The sequence below is a fragment of the Yokenella regensburgei genome, from assembly GCF_051486985.1.
GTDB lineage: Bacteria > Pseudomonadota > Gammaproteobacteria > Enterobacterales > Enterobacteriaceae > CBFFRJ01.
Genome location: NZ_JAHVDV010000030.1, coordinates 1 through 18,397 on the forward strand (window position 1 = coordinate 1; position 18,397 = coordinate 18,397).

18 protein-coding genes and 1 pseudogene are annotated in these 18,397 nt (G+C 53.3%); 7 read left to right on the top strand and 12 right to left on the bottom strand.

From position 1 onward, the window contains the following. From gudD to syd, 7 genes and pseudogenes are all read right to left on the bottom strand, one after another. Positions 1–222: pseudogene (gene gudD, locus KXR87_RS18400) on the bottom strand (glucarate dehydratase); the annotation flags it as partial. Between the two features lie 19 nt (positions 223–241). Further along, complete coding sequence (locus KXR87_RS18405; protein ID WP_437433657.1) at positions 242–1,582, bottom strand: enolase C-terminal domain-like protein; 1,341 nt, start codon at positions 1,580–1,582, stop codon at positions 242–244. Between the two features lie 2 nt (positions 1,583–1,584). Further along, positions 1,585–2,937, bottom strand: a complete 1,353-nt coding sequence (gene gudP, locus KXR87_RS18410; protein WP_437433658.1) for a galactarate/glucarate/glycerate transporter GudP — start codon at positions 2,935–2,937, stop codon at positions 1,585–1,587. Between the two features lie 495 nt (positions 2,938–3,432). Further along, positions 3,433–3,882, bottom strand: coding sequence for a flavodoxin (locus KXR87_RS18415; RefSeq protein WP_437433659.1), 450 nt, complete (start codon positions 3,880–3,882; stop codon positions 3,433–3,435). A gap of 17 nt (positions 3,883–3,899) precedes the next feature. After that, on the bottom strand, positions 3,900–4,682 hold the full coding sequence (truC, locus tag KXR87_RS18420; RefSeq protein ID WP_437433660.1) for a tRNA pseudouridine(65) synthase TruC: 783 nt from the start codon (positions 4,680–4,682) through the stop codon (positions 3,900–3,902). Then, positions 4,682–5,011 (bottom strand): YqcC family protein, encoded by a 330-nt coding sequence (locus KXR87_RS18425; RefSeq protein ID WP_437433661.1) that lies wholly within the window; start codon positions 5,009–5,011, stop codon positions 4,682–4,684. Before KXR87_RS18425 ends, truC begins: the two co-directional genes overlap by 1 nt. A 656-nt stretch (positions 5,012–5,667) precedes the next feature. Continuing rightward, the gene (gene syd / locus KXR87_RS18430) at positions 5,668–6,213 is read right to left on the bottom strand and encodes a SecY-interacting protein (protein WP_437433662.1); all 546 of its coding nucleotides are present in this window, start codon (positions 6,211–6,213) and stop codon (positions 5,668–5,670) included. 69 nt (positions 6,214–6,282) lie between these two features. On the opposite strand from syd, the gene queF reads away from it, so the two are divergent. The 5 genes from queF (at position 6,283) to xni (ending at position 12,653) form a co-directional block, all read left to right on the top strand. Continuing rightward, a complete protein-coding gene (queF, locus tag KXR87_RS18435; RefSeq protein WP_437433663.1) occupies positions 6,283–7,128 on the top strand; it encodes an NADPH-dependent 7-cyano-7-deazaguanine reductase QueF in 846 nt (281 codons plus the stop codon). A 118-nt stretch (positions 7,129–7,246) separates the two neighbouring features. Beyond that, positions 7,247–8,611: a nucleotide 5'-monophosphate nucleosidase PpnN gene (ppnN, locus tag KXR87_RS18440; RefSeq protein ID WP_437433664.1), complete on the top strand. Its 1,365-nt coding sequence runs from the start codon at positions 7,247–7,249 to the stop codon at positions 8,609–8,611. A 458-nt stretch (positions 8,612–9,069) separates the two neighbouring features. Continuing rightward, entirely contained in the window at positions 9,070–10,359 is a 1,290-nt protein-coding gene (locus KXR87_RS18445) for an HAAAP family serine/threonine permease (RefSeq protein WP_437433665.1), read from the top strand. Between the two features lie 60 nt (positions 10,360–10,419). Next, positions 10,420–11,787, top strand: a complete 1,368-nt coding sequence (locus KXR87_RS18450) for an L-serine ammonia-lyase (protein WP_437433666.1) — start codon at positions 10,420–10,422, stop codon at positions 11,785–11,787. Positions 11,788–11,894: 107 nt separating this feature from the next. After that, on the top strand, positions 11,895–12,653 hold the full coding sequence (gene xni / locus KXR87_RS18455; RefSeq protein ID WP_437433667.1) for a flap endonuclease Xni: 759 nt from the start codon (positions 11,895–11,897) through the stop codon (positions 12,651–12,653). Between the two features lie 49 nt (positions 12,654–12,702). Here the strand turns inward: xni and rlmM are convergent, their stop codons facing one another. The 4 genes from rlmM to KXR87_RS18475 form a co-directional block, all read right to left on the bottom strand. Next, entirely contained in the window at positions 12,703–13,803 is a 1,101-nt protein-coding gene (gene rlmM, locus KXR87_RS18460; RefSeq protein WP_437433668.1) for a 23S rRNA (cytidine(2498)-2'-O)-methyltransferase RlmM, read from the bottom strand. Next, on the bottom strand, positions 13,796–14,191 hold the full coding sequence (locus tag KXR87_RS18465) for a DUF423 domain-containing protein (RefSeq protein ID WP_437433669.1): 396 nt from the start codon (positions 14,189–14,191) through the stop codon (positions 13,796–13,798). The genes rlmM and KXR87_RS18465 overlap by 8 nt, the downstream gene beginning before the upstream one ends. A 37-nt stretch (positions 14,192–14,228) precedes the next feature. Further along, positions 14,229–15,143, bottom strand: a complete 915-nt coding sequence (gcvA, locus tag KXR87_RS18470; protein ID WP_437433670.1) for a glycine cleavage system transcriptional regulator GcvA — start codon at positions 15,141–15,143, stop codon at positions 14,229–14,231. A gap of 350 nt (positions 15,144–15,493) precedes the next feature. Then, positions 15,494–15,724: a YgdI/YgdR family lipoprotein gene (locus KXR87_RS18475; protein ID WP_437433671.1), complete on the bottom strand. Its 231-nt coding sequence runs from the start codon at positions 15,722–15,724 to the stop codon at positions 15,494–15,496. A gap of 192 nt (positions 15,725–15,916) precedes the next feature. On the opposite strand from KXR87_RS18475, the gene csdA reads away from it, so the two are divergent. Both csdA and csdE read left to right on the top strand, forming a co-directional pair. Next, complete coding sequence (csdA, locus tag KXR87_RS18480) at positions 15,917–17,122, top strand: cysteine desulfurase CsdA (protein ID WP_437433672.1); 1,206 nt, start codon at positions 15,917–15,919, stop codon at positions 17,120–17,122. Next, positions 17,122–17,571, top strand: coding sequence for a cysteine desulfurase sulfur acceptor subunit CsdE (csdE, locus tag KXR87_RS18485; protein WP_437433673.1), 450 nt, complete (start codon positions 17,122–17,124; stop codon positions 17,569–17,571). Before csdA ends, csdE begins: the two co-directional genes overlap by 1 nt. Here the strand turns inward: csdE and tcdA are convergent. Continuing rightward, positions 17,562–18,368: a tRNA cyclic N6-threonylcarbamoyladenosine(37) synthase TcdA gene (tcdA, locus tag KXR87_RS18490; RefSeq protein ID WP_437433674.1), complete on the bottom strand. Its 807-nt coding sequence runs from the start codon at positions 18,366–18,368 to the stop codon at positions 17,562–17,564. The genes csdE and tcdA overlap by 10 nt on opposite strands. Between the last annotated feature and the right edge of the window lie 29 nt (positions 18,369–18,397).

The following is an 18,397-nucleotide window of genomic DNA, read 5'->3' on the forward strand; positions in this document are numbered from 1 at the left end:
ACCGACAATCAGCGGAGCAGCGTCTTCAATGGTCTGGCGGATTTTTTCGCCGCCGGGGACTTCACCGACACCGGTGTTGCCGGAATTATCAGTGATGATAACGATGTTACGGGTGAAGAACGGCGCGTGGGCGCCGCTCAGGTTCATCAGCATACTGTCATGACCGGCAACCGGGATGACCTGGACTGAGGTAACAACAGGAGTCGAACTTTGCATACTCATCGTGGATCCTTATTGCCTGTTACTGACGACCAAAGACCGGGCGTTTTCTGTCGAATGTCCAGCCTGGGATCAGGTACTGCATGGGGCCCGCATCGTTACGCGCACCGCCTGGCAGACGTTTGTAGGCCTCATGGGCTTTTTCAATCTGCGCCCAGTCAATCTCTACACCCAGACCTGGTGCATCCGGCACGGCAATCTGCCCACCTTTGATTTCCAGCGGCTGTTTTGTCAGGCGGGCATCGCCTTCCTGCCAGATCCAGTGGGTATCAATCGCGGTTGGATTGCCCGGTGCCGCCGCGCCCACATGGGTGAACATCGCCAGCGAGATATCAAAGTGATTATTTGAATGGCAGCCCCAGGTCAGGCCCCAGTCGTCACACAGCTGCGCCACGCGCACCGCGCCGGACAGCGTCCAGAAGTGCGGGTCTGCCAGCGGAATGTCGACCGCGTTAAGCATCACCGCATGTCCCATTTCACGCCAGTTGGTGGCAATCATATTGGTGGCAACTGGCAGACCGGTAGCACGACGGAATTCCGCCATCACTTCACGGCCGGAGAAGCCCTGCTCTGCGCCGCACGGATCTTCCGCGTAGGTCAGCACGTCCTGCAGCCCTTTACAGAGTTCAATGGCTTCATCGAGCAGCCAGGCCCCGTTCGGGTCGACGGTAATACGTGCATCCGGGAAGCGCTTTTTCAGTTCACGTGCGGTTTCGATCTCTTTCTCACCCGGCAGAACCCCGCCTTTGAGTTTGAAGTCTTTGAAACCGTAGCGGTCCTGAGAGGCCTCCGCCAGACGCACCACCGCATCGCTGTTCATCGCTTCCTGATGGCGCAGGTGATACCACTCATGGTTGCCGTCGGTTTTGTCGAGATACGGCAGGTCGGTTTTGGTACGGTCGCCGATGTAGAACAGATAACCCAGCACGGTTACCGCATCACGCTGTTTGCCCGGACCGAGCAGTTCACACACCGGAACGTTCAGCGCTTTGCCGAGCAGGTCCAGCAGGGCGGCTTCAAGCGCCGCCACTGCGTTGACGCGCAGCTCGAAGGTCCAGGCGCCCTTGCCGAAGTTATCAAAATCGTGCGCCTGATTACCTTTGTGCACGCGCTGAACCACTTTGTTCAGTCGGGCTACTTCCTGGCCCAGCACCATTGGAATGGCGTCCACCAGGGTCTGGTAAATCACTTCACCGCCGGGAGCCTCGCCAACGCCGGTGTTACCGGCGTTGTCCGTGAGCACGACGATGTTACGCGTGAAATAAGCGTTATGCGCACCGCCAATGTTCATCAACATGCTGTCATGGCCGGCAACCGGAATGACCTTCATATCTGTAACGACGGGGCTTGCTTGCGTACTCATAGTTATTGTCCTGTTACGGGTTTCAGTTCGATACGTTTGATATTGCCCACCAGTACCAGATAAGACAGTACGGCAACCAGAGCGTGAATACCGACGTAGATCAGCGCGCCGTTAAAGGAACCGGTCGTCCCCACGATGTAGCCGATAGCAATCGGGGTCACGATGCCGGAGATATTACCGAACATGTTGAACAGACCACCGCTCAGGCCACTGATCTCTTTTGGTGCGGTGTCGGCCATCACCGCCCAGCCCAGCGCACCGATCCCTTTACCGAAGAAGGCCATCGACATGAAGCCGATAATCATCCATTCCACGTCAGTGTAGTTACAGAACACCATCACCATGGAGAGCAGCATGCCCAGCACGATAGGTGTTTTACGCGCAATGTTCAGAGAGCCGGTACGACGCATTAACCAGTCGGAGATAATTCCCCCCAGTACGCCGCCCGCAAAACCGCAGATGGCCGGAACAGATGCGATAAAGCCCGCTTTCAGAATCGACATACCACGAGCCTGCACCAGATAAACCGGGAACCAGGTGATAAAGAAGTAAGTCAGGGCGTTAATGCAGTACTGTCCAAGATAGATACCCATCATCATGCGGGAACCCAGCAACTGCTTAATTTGTCCCCACTTCACGCTGAACGGTACTTTCACTTTCGTGTTGGCCTGATCCATGTTGATCAGCGCACCGCCTTCAGCGATATATTCCAGCTCCTTCTTGTTCACTTTCGGGTGCTGGTTCGGTTCATAAATCACTTTCAGCCAGATGAAGCTGATAACGATACCCAGACCACCCATAAAGAAGAACACATGTGACCAGCCCACTTCATGGGTCAACCATCCCATGATCGGTGCGAAAATGACCGTAGCGAAATATTGTGCGGAGTTAAAAATCGCGACTGCCGTTCCCCTCTCCTGTGCCGGGAACCAGGCCGCGACAATGCGACTGTTACCCGGGAAGGAAGGCGCCTCAGCAAGACCCACCAGGAAGCGCAGGGTGAAGAGCGCAACGATGATGCCAAAGCCGCTGAAAATATCGACGAAACCTTGCAGTAACGTGAAAAGGGACCAGATGAAGATGGACCAGAAATAAACACGTTTGGAACCGAAGCGGTCAAGCAACCAGCCGCCCGGAATCTGGCCAATGACATAGGCCCAGGAAAATGCTGAGAAAACATAACCCATACCGATCGGGTCAAGGCCAATGTCTTTGGCCATTTGTGAACCGGCGATCGACAGCGTTGCGCGGTCACCGTAGTTGAAGGATGTGACGATGAACAGCATCACCACTATCCAGTAGCGGGCGTTAGTGCGCTTTTCGGCGCTGCTCGCTGCTTGGCTTAATGAACTCATGGTTGTACTCCCGAAGCATAAATGTTCATGTACATTCGTCCTGAACAGCGCAACCGGTAGGGGAAGTCAGGATGATGTATTTGTGTTTTTCGCAGCTTTTATTGCCGGGTCGCTATTCCCTGCGTACTGCGTTTTATTGACTGGCGAGAAAAGTATAAAAAGGGGTAGGTAAACTCTCACCGTGCAACAACACAACATTCCCCGATCCTGTCAGCCTGGTTTAATGCATAAGCACAACGGGATGGGGACTAACTCACGGAAATGAAAAGTTGGGGCGCTAACATTTGGCCAAAAGTCATGCAGTTTCAATTAATGTGAAACCTGTCGCTTGACGCCGTGTAAGTGCACTTTTTTGGCAGGGAAAACAGGAGGTTTTACTGGCATATGCCTGAGGCTTACTCGATTCAGTTAGCAGATAATGACTTTCGTCGCTATTTCTTTGCTAATTGCCTGAAAAGAACGGTTAGCCCTCCGGGCAGGGGGAGGGCCATAACCTTACTTCAACAGGGTCGCCCAGTGCTCAACCCACGGATTGGAGCGGGTTTCAGGCTCAGGATCTTCGCTGGCATCAATCAGCAACATCTCTCCAACGCGTTGGGCATTTTGCTCCTGCAACAGCGCATCAAACTTTTTACCGCCACCGCAGAAATTCGAGTATGTGCTATCGCCCAGGGCAATCACGCCGTATTGCAGTTCTGGTTGGTAACCCAGGCTGTCGCGTATGAAGTGAAAAAGCGGCGCGATGTTTTCAGGAAAGTCACCCTGCCCGGTCGTAGAGGTTACGATGAGCGCGTATTTATCCTGATAGTTTTTCCAGTCTGCCGCCTCCGGGTCTTCAAAGACCGTGGCGTTGTGCCCCTGCTCAGTAAGGATGCTTTGTGCTTCCTCAGCCACCAGCAGCGCGTTGCCGTACATCGTACCGACAAATATTCCAACTTCAGCCATATCATTCACTCCTTGGGTTAAACACCATGCCTGTCATCCTGACCGCTGCAGGCGGCAAACTCAACCCTTTCATTGTCGGGGAGAAGGCCCCGCCAGCCGAAGTGGGACAGGGCCTGCATCCATACGTCATCAAGCCCGGCGCGAATCATCAAAGGCTCGCCGGTAAAGGGATGCGTGAGCGAAAGCTGGCTTGCGTGAAGCATCAGTCGATCGAGACCAAAATGGGCAGATGCACTACGGTTCTGGCGCAGGTCGCCGTGTTTGCTGTCGCCAATGATAGGGTGACGAAGATGGGCAAGATGGCGACGCAACTGATGCTTACGCCCGGTTTTCGGGTTTAGCTCAACCAGGCCATAGCGGGTGGTGGGAAACTTACTGGTGGCTACCGGCATCTCGGTGGTCGCCAGCCCTCGGTAATGGGTAACCGCAGGCTGCGGGCCTTTATCAACCCGGGAAAATTTATCAGCGATTTTATCCAGCTCTTCCACCAGTGGATAATCAAGGATCGCCTCATCCATTAACCAGCCACGCACGATGGCGTGATACTGTTTTTGGATCTGATGTTGTTCAAACTGCTGTGCGAGCAGCCGCCCCGCTTCGCTGGATAGCCCCATTAACAGCACCCCGGAGGTGGGTCTGTCGAGACGATGCGCAGTGAATACATGCTGGCCAATCTGGTCGCGTACGGTCTGCATGACCACGACCTTTTCATCTCGATCCAGCCAGCTTCGGTGCACCAGCCAACCTGATGGTTTATTGACTGCGACCAGCCACTCGTCCTGGTAGATTATCTCCAGCATTATTCTTCGTCGCCTGCGAACAATGCATCCAGCGCTTCGAGCTGTGCAAGAAGCGGGTCTCTGGCAGGATGCGTGGAATCAAGAGCGATTTCATAATAAGGGGCAACGGCGAATGACGCAGGCAGTGGATGATTACCATCCAGCAGCGCGTGCATACGCGGGATAAGCACCCACTGAAGCCACTCGAATGGCTCCAGCGTGTCCATGCAGAAAGGCTGAGTACTTTCAAACACACTCGCCTCAGGCGCAACAGATTGCCACTGGCCCTGCTCACGCAAAAGTGTCTCAATGAGGTGCAACTGGTGGCGCACGCGCTCAGATATCGTCATGGGAACCTCAGAAGGAAAGGAAAATAGCGCGCAGAATAGCATTTGTCACGGGAAATAAAAAAAGGGAGCACTGTAAAAACAGTGCTCCCGGTTCGTTTCGCAGCAGTCCAGCTACTTTTGGTGCTCCCTGCTCATCCTTGACAACTTTTCCTGTGGTCTCCTGACCTGTTCATCCTTAAACCCGTTTATCCATAAACCTGTGCATCCTGCTCGCATCACCCCGATGCGAAATAGCCTCATCCATAAAGCGTGTCCCTGATCTTCATGATCCGCCGAACATCCTGCCCGGCTCTCATTCTCCTTCCTGGAGGTGTCCCTCAATGCACTCCTGCACTTTCCTTTTGCTTCGTCCTGAAGCCTGTCCCTGAAGCACCGTCCACGGTGTAATCCTGATTCGAAATAACATCATCCTGATGTTCATTTCAGTGTGCGACTCCTTGTCGACGGGGGATAGAATCCCTTATTCCGCTTCGTCTTACAAGTGTTCTTAAGGCAAATATTTACCTGACTAACTATAAATAAACTAAGGGTATTATTTTTAATTAGTTGATTTTTCAGCGTTAGAAGAGAAAGGTTCTGTCATGTCCGGGGAGGCAACAGGCTGATCTCTCACAAGACGTGTAAGAGATCTCTCACAAGAAAAGTAGCAAATGGGATTACAGAACTGGCTCAATACGGTTAAGGAAGTCCGCAAGGTCTGGGGCAAGGACTACTCGCTGTGGGCGACCCAACGTCTCTTTCACTACCTCTCCGCTAAGGTTACAGAGTGAAATCACCTCGGTATCGCTCTCCAGAGTGGCGATAAACAGGGTAGGAGAAAGTTTGAGTCGTTTTTGCGTGACAAGATGGCCAATAAGGTTTTCCTGTACGCGCTGGAAATCTTCAGGGCTCCAGGTTTGCAACAGCGTGAACGTTTCAGACTGAAACCGTGCACACATATCCCCGGCAAACTGTGTGGTATAGAAAGCATGAATCGCTGGTTGTACCACAATATCCAGGGCACGTTCAATCGCGTTTACATTTTGTGAAGGCAAAAAGGGCCGCGGCTGCCAGGTGACCATCGTGTCGGTAGAGGAAAGGATACAGGGAGAGGGGACCCCATAAAGCGCCTCACTTTGTGGCCAGGTTTGATAGGTCGTTTGCCAGGCGTCGCAATAACGTGCGGTAAAAGCTTCCAGGGCCAGGGCAGTCTCTCTTTCCACGGGTTTCTCTCTTTCTTTAAGACAGGATACACTTTGCCCCTAGTGTAACTGTAAAAATGGCGATGAAACATGTCTTCCTATGATAACCATCAGGCGCTGGCTGGCCTGACGCTTGGCAAAAGCACCGACTACCGCGACCAGTACGATGCCAGCCTGTTGCAAGGGGTGCCCCGCAGCCTTAACCGTGAACCTTTAGGCCTCTACCCGGAAAACCTGCCCTTCCACGGCGCGGATATCTGGACGCTGTATGAACTCTCCTGGCTCAATGCCAACGGGTTGCCCCAGGTTGCCATCGGCCATGTTTCTCTGGACTACAGCAGCGTGAATCTGGTGGAATCCAAAAGCTTTAAGCTTTACCTCAACAGTTTTAATCAGACGCGATTCGCCTCCTGGGAAGCGGTCCAGCAAACCCTCACGCGGGATCTGAGCGCCTGTGCCGAGGGTCCTGTCACGGTGGCGCTTTATCGTCTCGATGCAATCGAAGGCCAGCCGATTACCCCTTTTCACGGCCACTGCATCGACGATCAGGATATCACCATCGACAGCTACACCTTCGACGCCGATCTGCTGACTGGGGCTGCCAGTGGTCATGTCGTTGAAGAGACGCTGGTGAGTCACTTACTCAAATCGAACTGCCTGATTACGCATCAGCCAGACTGGGGTTCCGTGCAGATCCAGTACCGTGGACCAAAGATTGACCAGGACAAGCTGCTGCGCTATCTGGTTTCTTTCCGCCATCACAACGAGTTTCACGAACAGTGCGTGGAGCGCATCTTTACCGACATTCAGCGTTTCTGCCAGCCGGAGAGCCTGAGTGTTTACGCGCGCTATACCCGACGCGGCGGGCTGGACATCAATCCGTGGCGCACCAATACCCGCTTTGAACCATCTTTGGGACGCCTGGTTCGTCAGTAAGGGCACGCTTTTTTACACTCTGCGAGAGAGATTCCATCTGGCAGGTTGTTAAACGTCATAAGCGGAGGCTATTGTAATCATCAGGGAAGATAAAATTTTCATCCCGTAAGGAGTTCACTTGATTACACATATTAGCCCGCTTGGCTCAATGGACATGTTGTCGCAACTGGAAGTCGATATGCTTAAGCGCACGGCCAGTAGCGACCTGTATCAACTGTTTCGTAACTGCTCACTCGCCGTCCTCAACTCCGGTAGCCTGACCGATAACAGTAAAGAGCTGTTGTCACGTTACGAAAGTTTCGACATTAATGTGTTACGTCGTGAACGCGGCGTAAAACTGGAACTTATCAACCCGCCCGAAGATGCCTTTGTTGACGGGCGGATTATTCGCTCGCTACAGGCAAACCTTTTCGCCGTGCTGCGCGATATTTTGTTCGTTAACGGGCAAATTCATAACGCAGGGCGTTTCCAGCATCTGAACCTGGAAAGCTCCATTCACATTACCAATCTTGTCTTCTCTATTTTGCGCAATGCCCGTGCCCTGCACGTGGGAGAAGCGCCCAATATGGTGGTGTGCTGGGGCGGCCACTCTATCAATGAAACAGAATATCTCTACGCCCGCCGTGTCGGTACGCAACTGGGTCTGCGTGAGCTGAATATCTGTACCGGCTGCGGGCCTGGTGCGATGGAAGCGCCAATGAAAGGTGCCGCGGTGGGACATGCCCAGCAGCGTTACAGAGACGGGCGTTTTATCGGAATGACGGAGCCTTCTATTATCGCAGCGGAACCACCAAACCCGCTGGTGAACGAGCTCATTATCATGCCGGATATTGAAAAGCGTCTGGAAGCGTTCGTGCGCATCGCCCACGGTATTATCATCTTCCCGGGCGGCGTCGGCACCGCAGAAGAGCTGCTCTATCTTCTGGGGATCCTGATGAACCCGGCGAACAAAGATCAGGTATTACCGCTGATTCTGACCGGCCCGAAAGAGAGCGCCGATTATTTCCGCGTACTGGATGAGTTTATCGTTAACACCCTGGGCGAAGGGGCACGTAAGCACTATCAGGTCGTGATTAACGATCCGGCAGAAGTCGCGCGTCTGATGAAAAAAGCGATGCCGCTGGTAAAAGAGAACCGTCGCGAAACCGGCGATGCCTACAGCTTCAACTGGTCGATTCGCATCGCATCCGATCTGCAGGTGCCGTTTGAACCGACGCATGAAAATATGGCCAATCTTAAGCTTTACCCGGATCAACCCGTGGAAGTGCTGGCCGCAGATCTGCGTCGCGCCTTCTCCGGTATCGTCACGGGTAACGTAAAAGAAGGGGGTATCCAGGCCATCGAAGCATTTGGTCCGTTTAAAATTCATGGCGACCGAGACATGATGCGCCGCATGGATGACCTGCTGCAGGGATTTGTGGCGCAGCATCGTATGAAATTGCCAGGTTCTGCCTACATACCTTGCTACGAAATTATCACCTGACCGTAAGCAAAAATCATAAGGGCAACTTATGTTGCCCTGCTTTTTAGCAGGCGGAGCAAACGATTGCGTACCTTTTCATCAACAAATTTTCATTCATTAAATGGGGTTGAGGTCAGATAAAACGCTGAAATCCCCCTTTTTAATAGCCAGTTTATCGTGTTTTAACCCTCTCCATTTGATCGCAAATCTCGCCAATGATAGCCTTCGCGCCCATATATTTTGGGCATTAAAAACCGTACAGACGTTTTCCCTGCCGATATCCCTATAAAAAGTGAATTATTGCATTTGAGATCGAGATCACTGTTCTATTCATAACATCTATGTATCTTTCCGCCCGCCAATAGTTACGGGAAGAAATTATAAAAAAACCGTAGATGACCGAATTTAATATTACCGCCGTGTTTTTTGGCCTTCGTTTTGACCAAATAGCGGCACATTACAGCTCTGGAGATATGTAAATGGAAACAACACAAACCGGCACCCTTGTTTCGGGTAGCACGCGCAGCGCATGGCGTAAAACGGATACCATGTGGATGCTGGGCCTTTATGGCACCGCTATCGGCGCAGGCGTGCTCTTTTTACCGATCAATGCCGGTGTGGGTGGGATGATCCCACTGATTATTATGGCGATCATTGCTTTCCCGATGACCTTTTTTGCCCACCGTGGCCTGACGCGCTTCGTGCTGTCTGGCAAAAACCCAGGTGAAGATATTACCGAAGTGGTTGAAGAACACTTTGGTACTGGCGCAGGTAAGCTGATTACCCTGCTCTACTTCTTTGCTATCTACCCGATTCTGTTAGTCTACAGCGTCGCCATTACCAACACTGTTGAAAGCTTTATGAGCCATCAGTTGGGAATGACGCCACCGCCACGCGCTATCCTCTCCCTAATCCTGATCGTGGGTATGATGACTATCGTGCGTTTCGGTGAGCAGATGATTGTCAAAGCGATGAGCATCCTGGTATTCCCGTTTGTCGCGGCCCTGATGCTGCTTGCGGTTTACCTGATCCCGCAGTGGAGCACCACCGCTCTGGATACCCTCTCTTTTAGCAGCACGAGCGTAACCGGTAACGGTTTGTGGATGACCTTGTGGCTGGCGATCCCGGTCATGGTTTTCTCCTTTAACCACTCGCCGATTATCTCCTCTTTCGCCGTGGCAAAACGCGAAGAGTATGGTGATGAAGCGGAGCGCAAATGTTCCCGTATCCTGAGCTTCGCCCACATCATGATGGTGCTGACGGTGATGTTCTTTGTTTTCAGTTGCGTACTGAGTCTCTCCCCTGCAGATCTGGCCTCGGCAAAAGCGCAGAACATCTCTATTCTCTCGTACCTGGCGAACCATTTTAACGCGCCTGTTATTGCCTGGATGGCACCGATTATCGCGATTATCGCCATCACTAAATCCTTCCTCGGCCACTACCTGGGGGCGCGTGAAGGTTTTAATGGCATGGTTATCAAATCCCTGCGCGGTAAAGGCAAGTCCATTGAAATCAATAAACTAAACAAAATCACCGCGCTCTTTATGCTGGTGACCACCTGGGCTGTTGCCACCCTGAACCCGAGCATCCTCGGGATGATTGAAAACCTGGGCGGCCCGGTCATTGCGGTTATTCTGTTCCTGATGCCGATGTACGCCATCAATAAAGTCCCGGCTATGCGTAAGTACAGTGGTCACATCAGCAACGTCTTTGTTGTTGTGATGGGCCTGATTGCCATCTCCGCGATTTTCTTCTCTCTGTTCAGCTAAGCCTTTTTGCGCCGTCTTTAGGGGCGGCGCACTTCCCTCTTTTTTCATGGATACTGCCTCATGATCAGCGTATTCGATATTTTCAAAATCGGTATTGGCCCGTCGAGCTCCCACACCGTCGGCCCCATGAAAGCCGGTAAGCAGTTCACGGACGACCTGATCGCACGCGACATGCTGCGCAACGATACGCGCGTAGTGGTAGATGTTTATGGCTCGTTATCCTTGACCGGCAAAGGTCACCATACTGATATTGCTATTATTATGGGCCTTGCAGGCAATCTACCGGACAGTGTCGACATCGACGCTATACCCGCATTTATTCAGGATGTTAATACCCACAGCCGACTGATGCTGGCAAATGGCCGTCAGGAGGTTGAGTTTCCCGTCGACCAGTGCATGAATTTCCATGCCGACAACCTCTCGCTGCATGAAAACGGCATGCGCATCACGGCGCTGGCGGGCGAAAACGTGCTCTACAGCCAGACGTACTACTCCATTGGCGGGGGCTTTATTGTCGATGAAGACCATTTTGGTCAGGAAAACAGCGCGCCAGTTGCCGTACCCTGGCCCTATAAAAATGCCGCTGACCTTCAACAGCACTGTCGTGACAGCGGCCTGTCGCTCTCCGGCCTGATGATGCAAAACGAGCTGGCCCTGCACAGCAAGGAGGCGCTCGAACAGCACTTTGCTCAGGTGTGGGAAGTGATGCGAGGCGGCATTGAGCGTGGCATTACCACCGAAGGTGTGTTGCCGGGCAAATTGCGGGTTCCTCGTCGCGCCGCCGCCCTGCGTCGCCTGTTGGTCAGTAGCGATAAAACCACCAGTGATCCAATGGCAGTGGTCGACTGGATCAATATGTTCGCCCTTGCAGTCAACGAAGAAAACGCAGCAGGCGGGCGCGTAGTCACCGCCCCGACAAACGGTGCCTGCGGGATAGTGCCTGCGGTACTGGCCTACTATGACAAGTTTATCCGCGAAGTGAATGCTAACTCTCTTGCGCGCTACCTGCTTACTGCCAGCGCTATTGGTTCACTCTATAAGATGAACGCCTCCATTTCCGGTGCTGAAGTCGGCTGCCAGGGTGAGGTAGGCGTCGCCTGCTCGATGGCGGCGGCTGGTCTGGCGGAGCTCTTAGGTGGCAGCCCGGCCCAGGTCTGTATCGCCGCTGAAATTGGTATGGAGCATAATCTCGGTTTGACCTGCGATCCGGTGGCAGGACAGGTTCAGGTCCCTTGCATCGAGCGTAACGCTATTGCCTCGGTAAAGGCGGTGAACGCTGCCCGTATGGCGCTACGCCGCACCAGCGAGCCGCGCGTCTGTCTCGATAAAGTGATCGAAACCATGTACGAAACCGGCAAAGACATGAACGCCAAATACCGTGAGACATCACGCGGTGGACTGGCAATGAAAATCGTCACCTGCGATTAATGCCCGGACGCCCCCTTTTGCGGGGCGTCTTCCCAATCCCTGCGTCACCGATAGTCTCCCGCCCCGGTCAATGTTACCCTTAGCGCGTTTCACACCAGGAGGGAACTGTGGCCATTCATCTGCTTATTGTCGACGCGCTTAACCTTATCCGCCGCATTCATGCGGTTCAGGGTTCCCCCTGTGTTACGACCTGCCAGCATGCGCTTGATTTGCTCATACATCATAGTGAACCCACCCATGCGGTGGCGGTGTTTGATGATGAGGCGCGCAAGACCGGCTGGCGTCACCAAATCCTGCCCGATTACAAAGCGGGCCGTCCCCCCATGCCTGACACCCTTCATGATGAAATGCCCGCCCTGCGCACCGCCTTTGCCGAACGCGGGGTTCAGAGCTGGGTATCGCCTGGAAACGAAGCCGACGATCTGGCGGCAACCCTGGCCGTTAAAGTGGCGAAAGCAGGCCATCAGGCAACGATTGTCTCCACCGACAAGGGCTACTGCCAGTTGCTCGCTCCTGGCATTCGCATCCGCGACTATTTTCAGAAACGCTGGCTGGACGCCCTTTTTATTGAGAATGAGTTTGGCGTACTGCCGCAGCAGCTCGCTGATTACTGGGGGCTGGCGGGTATCAGCAGTTCTAAGGTGCCGGGTGTGGCGGGGATTGGCCCTAAAAGCGCCACGCAGCTACTGAAGCAGTATCAAACGCTGGAGGGCGTTTATGCCCATCTGGATGCGGTACAGGAAAAGTGGCGAAACAAGCTGGAAATGCATAAAGCGATGGCGTTTATGTGTCGGGACATTGCCCGTCTGCAAACGGATATACAGATAGATGGCAATTTGCAGCAGTTGCGTTTAGTGAAACGGTAGGCATCAGATTACCGGGCCGGTGCGAAACCAGCCCGATATGCCTCTGAGGCTAGCGCTCGTCGCGACGCCCGCCGACGGCCGCCCACCAGCGACGCACATGTACCGTTACTTCTTCACGATCGTGGTACAACTGACGCGCCTGAATCTCAACGTTAATCCCTTTTTCGTTCAACTGCTCCTGGATATAAGCCAGGTTTTGCTGCACCTCTTCATAGCGCTTTTTCATTGGCAGCTTGAGGTTGAAAATGGTCTCGCGGCACCAGCCGTTAACCAGCCATTGCGCCATCAACGCAGCGACTTTCGCCGGTTTTTCGACCATATCACACACCATCCAGGTGATGTTGTTACGGGTAGGACGATAGCGGAAACCATCTTCCGGCAGCCAGGTTACCTGCCCGGTATCCATCAGGCTTTGCGCCATCGGACCGTTATCAACAGAGACGACCCACATATTGCGCTTCACCAGTTGGTAGGTCCAGCCGCCAGGGCAGGCCCCCAGATCAACCGCATGCATACCGTTTGCCAGGCGCTCATCCCACTCATCGGCAGGAATAAACACATGAAATGCCTCTTCCAGCTTCAGAGTCGAACGACTTGGCGCATCGGACGGGAATTTGAGGCGTGGGATACCCATATAGAACGGCGAGTTGTTATACGAGTAGGAATACCCGGTATAGCAACAGCCTGGTGCGATAAAGAAAACGTGCACTACCGGGCGTTTTGCTGAATCGCTGCGTGCCAGCACACCGGCTTCCCGTAACGCGCTGCGCAGCGGCACGGTGAACTTGCGGCAGAACTTCATCAGCTCTTTGCTTTCGTTGGTATCGGCAACTTCAACGCGCAGATCGCCAGCTTTCTCCACTACGCCCTGCAGCATACCCACAACCGGCGTGATGCGATCCTCAGGGGGCAGATGCTGTAACAACTCCCCGACCACAAACATCTGACGAGCAAAAATCAGCGAACTGAACGGCAGTTCACGCGCCAGTTTGTCCGCATCATCAGGTTGATAACATTCAAAGATGACATACCCTGAATGTTCTTTAACACGTGCGAAGCCAAAGACTTCGCGACGCCCGGCTTTATCGGTAATTTCTGCGGCGCACTCTTTCTCAAAACCAGGGCGACACAACAAAACCACTTTATTCATGAACAACGCCCTTACGTTTCAGACGAATAGCACCAATAAACATCAATACCCAACCGGCGAGGAAACAGACACCGCCAACGGGGGTAACAAACGCCCAAAGGCGTAAATGCGAGAGCGCAAGGCAGTAGAGGCTGCCGCTAAACAACACCGTGCCCAGCGCGAGAAAAACACTACTCCAGTAAAACCAGATACTGATACGACGTTGCATTGCCACCGCTAGCCCAAAGATGGCGAGCGTGTGGAATGCCTGGTAATCAAGGCCGGTCTGGATCCAGCCCATTTCAACAACACCTATCGACTTACTTAAAACGTGCGCGCCGAACGCCCCGAGCGCGACATAAACAAAGCCACTCACTGCGGCAAAAATCAGCATGAAACGGCTGGTCATGTGTCTACCTTATGAAAGAGCGCATCGCGCGCTGCCATTATTGTTCGTAACGGAAACGGAATTTTTCCTGTTCGTTTGCCGCTTTTGCCAGTATCCACTGTCGAAAGGCGGCTATTTTACCCAGTTCTGCCTGACTGTCATGACAAACCAGATAAAAAGCATTCTTACTGACCAAAACATCATTAAAGGGGCAGACCAGACGACCCGCCTCAATTTCCGACTGCGCCATCACATTATTGGCAAGCGCAATTCCCTGTCCGTGGATAGCCGCCTGCAGCACCATTGAACTATGGCTGAAGATGGGGCCCTGCTGAACATTAAGATTAAGCCCTAACTGACGTGTGTAAGTTTGCCAGTCGCGACGAGAAGCATCATGCAACAGAGTATGATTAGCCAGATCCGCAGGGGTTTTCAGCGGCTTCTCACCGGTTAATAACAGCGGCGAGCAGACCGGCAACAGATATTCTGCGTATAATTTTTCAACACGCAAGCCAGGCCAGTTACCGCGACCATAAAAAATAGCGACATCCACATCGTCGGCAAGTTTATCTTCCTGACGATCTACAGCCTGTATTCGAACATCGATTCCCGGATAAGCTGAGTTAAAGCTGGAAAGCCGTGGCACCATCCACTGAATGGCAAAACTGGGCAGTAATGAAACCGTTAATGCCCCTTTTGCGCTACGCGCCTGAAGTTTACGCGTTGCCTCAGTAAGCTGAGAAAAAATCTCTTTAATGTCCTGAAAATAGCTCTGCCCCTCCTCCGTTAACAACAGCGAACGGTTGCGGCGACGGAACAGTTTTAACCCCAGGAAATCCTCAAGAGACTTGATTTGGTGGCTGACTGCGGCCTGCGTAACAAAGAGTTCATCGGCAGCGCGCGTGAAACTTAAATGGCGGGCAGCAGCATCAAAAACACGTAATGCATTAAGAGGTGGCAATCGCTTGGACATGGTTATCAGGCTTAGATGTAATGGCGTTTTAACAAACAGGAAACAACGTTTAACCTATTAGTTTTTTTTATCTGATCCATTATAAATTGTCCGTTGAGCTTCTACCAGCAAATACCTATAGTGGCGGCACTTCCTGAGCCGGAACGAGAAGCTTTTTTTGGAATGCGTGTTCTGAAGGGCTTTTGGCTTGCGGTTGTGATGTTGTGTTGTTGTGTTTGCAATTGGTCTGCGATTCAGACCACGGTAGCCACGCTACCCCTTTTCACTTCCTGTACATTTACCCTGTCTGTCCATAGTGATTAATGTAGCACCGCAAATTTGCGGTGCTTTTTTTTGCCTGAAAAAAGACGTTAGTCCTTTTCGAGCGCAACCATCTCTTTAATATCAGTACGGTTGATTTGCTGCTTGTTACCATTGGCATCTTTATAAGAAATCATGCCGGTCTGGTCATCAGTTTTTGGTTTACCTTCAGAGATAATGGTACGACCATCATTGGTGTGCATCGCATAGTTCGGACCCGAACAGGCGCTCAGTGTAAAAGTGAGCATACAGGCAGAGATAATTGCAGCAGCCTTTTTCATCTTCTTCTCCTTTTAGCAATTAATGCTATCTAAAGCTCATTTCATAACAGGCAAAGAAAGTTGCCCAACACTATTTAGCATAACCTGCTTACTGAACACTGCACGGACAAACAGATAATTCTTATGGTTATCAACCTCCTTGCCCCCAGGCTGAAATTGCGCGACGATCGGCCTAATGAAAAGAGGAACGCTATGAATGCTTTCAGCCCGGCGCAGTTTCGCGCCCAGTTTCCCGCGCTTGCGGATGCCGGTATCTACCTCGACAGTGCCGCGACGGCATTAAAACCTCAGGCCGTTATCGAGGCGACACAGCAGTTTTACAGCCTGAGTGCCGGTAATGTGCACCGTAGCCAGTACGCCGAAGCGCAAAAACTCACGGCCCGTTACGAGGCGGCCCGCGATCAGGTGGCGCGACTTATTAATGCCGCATCCGGGAAGAGTATCGTCTGGACGCGTGGTACCACCGAAGCCATTAACATGGTCGCCCAAAGCTGGGCCAGGCCGCGCCTTAAGCCCGGCGATGAAATTATCGTCAGCGAAGCTGAGCATCATGCGAATCTGGTGCCCTGGCTAATGGTGGCTGAACAAACCGGGGCGCGAATTATCAAACTGCCGTTGGGTGAAGACAGATTGCCGGATCTGGATATGCTGACCACGCTCATCACCCCACGCAGCCGTATTCTTGCGCTTGGGCAGATGTCAAACGTCACCGGCGGCTGCCCGGATCTTCAGCGCGCCACTGCACTTGCTCATGAAGCGGGAATGGTTGTCGTGGTCGATGGCGCACAAGGTGTGGTGCATTTCCCGGCCGACGTTCAGCGTCTGGATATCGATTTTTACGCCTTCTCCGGTCATAAACTCTATGGCCCAACCGGCATCGGTGTGCTGTATGGTAAGCACGCGTTGTTAAAGGAGATGTCCCCGTGGCTGGGGGGTGGCAAGATGATAACCGAAGTGAGCTTTGACGGCTTCGACACCCAGCCCGTTCCGTACAAACTGGAAGCTGGCACGCCTAACGTGGCGGGCGTCATTGGTCTGAGTGCGGCGCTGGAGTGGCTGAATGGCATCGACATTGCGCAGGCGGAAAGTTACAGCCGCGGGCTGGCGACCCTTGCTGAAGAGGCGCTCGCCAGACGGCCCGGATTTCGCTCGTTCCGCGTTCAGGACTCCAGCCTGCTGGCCTTTGATTTCGCAGGCGTTCACCACAGCGATATGGTCACGCTGCTGGCTGGCTATGGCATCGCGCTACGCGCCGGGCAGCACTGCGCTCAGCCTTTGCTTTCGGCACTTGGCGTAAAAGGCACGCTTCGCGCCTCTTTCGCACCGTATAATACACGGCACGATGTGGAGGCGTTGGTTGACGCCGTTGACCGCGCCCTGAACCTGTTGGTGGACTAATGAGCAATGCTGTTTATGCCGGACATCCGTTCGGCCATGCTGTCAGCGAAGCGGCGCTTCGCCAGACATTTTCGCCGCTTAAGCAGTGGGAAGATAAATATCGCCAGTTAATTCTGCTGGGTAAGCAGTTGCCATCACTCAGCGATGAACTGAAAGCGCAGGCGCAGGAGATTGCCGGATGTGAAAATCGGGTCTGGCTCGGCCATACGCTTTCAGACGATGGCACACTGCATTTCTTTGGCGACAGCGAAGGACGTATCGTTCGCGGGATGCTGGCGGTTCTGTTGGCCGCCATTGAAGGGAAGCGCCCGGAGGCGCTGCTTGCCGAAGACCCGCTCGCCCTCTTCGATGAACTGGGTCTACGTGCCGAACTTAGCGCATCACGCAACCAGGGGCTGGCCGCACTCAGCGCCGCCGTCCAGAAGGCGGCCCGCCAGGTTCAGCCCTGACGCGCTGCCTTTGCCATCATCTTTTTCAGCGCATGGGAGACTGCCACAAAACCAAAGGTGGCAGTCACCATCGTTGCCGCGCCAAAGCCAGAGGCGCAGTCCATTCTTTTCGGCCCTTCCGCTGTACTCTTCATGGCACACACTGACCCGTCTGCCTGCGGATAAACCAGGGCTTCGGTCGAGAAGACGCAGTCAACGCCGAGCTTACCTTTACTGTTTTTCACCACGCCAAAATCGCTTTTCAGACGTTCGCGCAGTTTTGCCGCCAGCGGATCCTGAATGGTCTTCGCCAGATCGGTGACCTGGATTTGTGTCGGATCGATCTGTCCACCGGCCCCGCCCGTCGTCACCAGCGGAATTTTATAGCGCCGGCAGTATGCAATCAGCGCCGCTTTGGGTCTTACACTGTCGATGGCATCAATAACGTAGCTAAAGCCCTGGTTCAGAAGGGTGGCGACATTTTCCCCGGTGAGGAAATCGTCCACGACCGTGACACGGCATTCCGGGTTGATCTGCTGAATGCGCTGCGCCATCACTTCCGCTTTCGCCAGTCCTACGTTGTCCCGCAGGGCGTGGATCTGTCGGTTGGTATTGGTGACGCAGACATCATCCATATCAATCAGCGTAATCGCTCCGATGCCGGTGCGGGCAAGTGCCTCTGCCGCCCATGAACCCACACCGCCGATACCCACTACACACACATGCGCGCTGGCAAAGAGATGCAGGGCATTTTCGCCGTACAAACGTGCCGTACCGCCGAAACGCTGGCGCCAGGCGTCGCTGATGACAACAGACATAAAACCTCAGAATGCGTTTAAAAACTGGA

Excerpts from the sequence above, each read along its gene's own strand:
- gudP (WP_437433658.1), bottom strand. The coding sequence starts at position 2,937 with ATGAGTTCATTAAGCCAAGCAGCGAGCAGCGCCGAAAAGCGCACTAAC.
- queF (WP_437433663.1), top strand. The coding sequence starts at position 6,283 with ATGTCTTCCTATGATAACCATCAGGCGCTGGCTGGCCTGACGCTTGGC.
- csdA (WP_437433672.1), top strand. The coding sequence starts at position 15,917 with ATGAATGCTTTCAGCCCGGCGCAGTTTCGCGCCCAGTTTCCCGCGCTT.
- truC (WP_437433660.1), bottom strand. The coding sequence starts at position 4,682 with ATGCTGGAGATAATCTACCAGGACGAGTGGCTGGTCGCAGTCAATAAA.
- KXR87_RS18465 (WP_437433669.1), bottom strand. The coding sequence starts at position 14,191 with ATGACCAGCCGTTTCATGCTGATTTTTGCCGCAGTGAGTGGCTTTGTT.
- csdE (WP_437433673.1), top strand. The coding sequence starts at position 17,122 with ATGAGCAATGCTGTTTATGCCGGACATCCGTTCGGCCATGCTGTCAGC.
- rlmM (WP_437433668.1), bottom strand. The coding sequence starts at position 13,803 with ATGAATAAAGTGGTTTTGTTGTGTCGCCCTGGTTTTGAGAAAGAGTGC.
- KXR87_RS18445 (WP_437433665.1), top strand. The coding sequence starts at position 9,070 with ATGGAAACAACACAAACCGGCACCCTTGTTTCGGGTAGCACGCGCAGC.
- KXR87_RS18425 (WP_437433661.1), bottom strand. The coding sequence starts at position 5,011 with ATGACGATATCTGAGCGCGTGCGCCACCAGTTGCACCTCATTGAGACA.
- tcdA (WP_437433674.1), bottom strand. The coding sequence starts at position 18,368 with ATGTCTGTTGTCATCAGCGACGCCTGGCGCCAGCGTTTCGGCGGTACG.
- KXR87_RS18450 (WP_437433666.1), top strand. The coding sequence starts at position 10,420 with ATGATCAGCGTATTCGATATTTTCAAAATCGGTATTGGCCCGTCGAGC.
- gcvA (WP_437433670.1), bottom strand. The coding sequence starts at position 15,143 with ATGTCCAAGCGATTGCCACCTCTTAATGCATTACGTGTTTTTGATGCT.
- KXR87_RS18415 (WP_437433659.1), bottom strand. The coding sequence starts at position 3,882 with ATGGCTGAAGTTGGAATATTTGTCGGTACGATGTACGGCAACGCGCTG.
- KXR87_RS18475 (WP_437433671.1), bottom strand. The coding sequence starts at position 15,724 with ATGAAAAAGGCTGCTGCAATTATCTCTGCCTGTATGCTCACTTTTACA.
- KXR87_RS18405 (WP_437433657.1), bottom strand. The coding sequence starts at position 1,582 with ATGAGTACGCAAGCAAGCCCCGTCGTTACAGATATGAAGGTCATTCCG.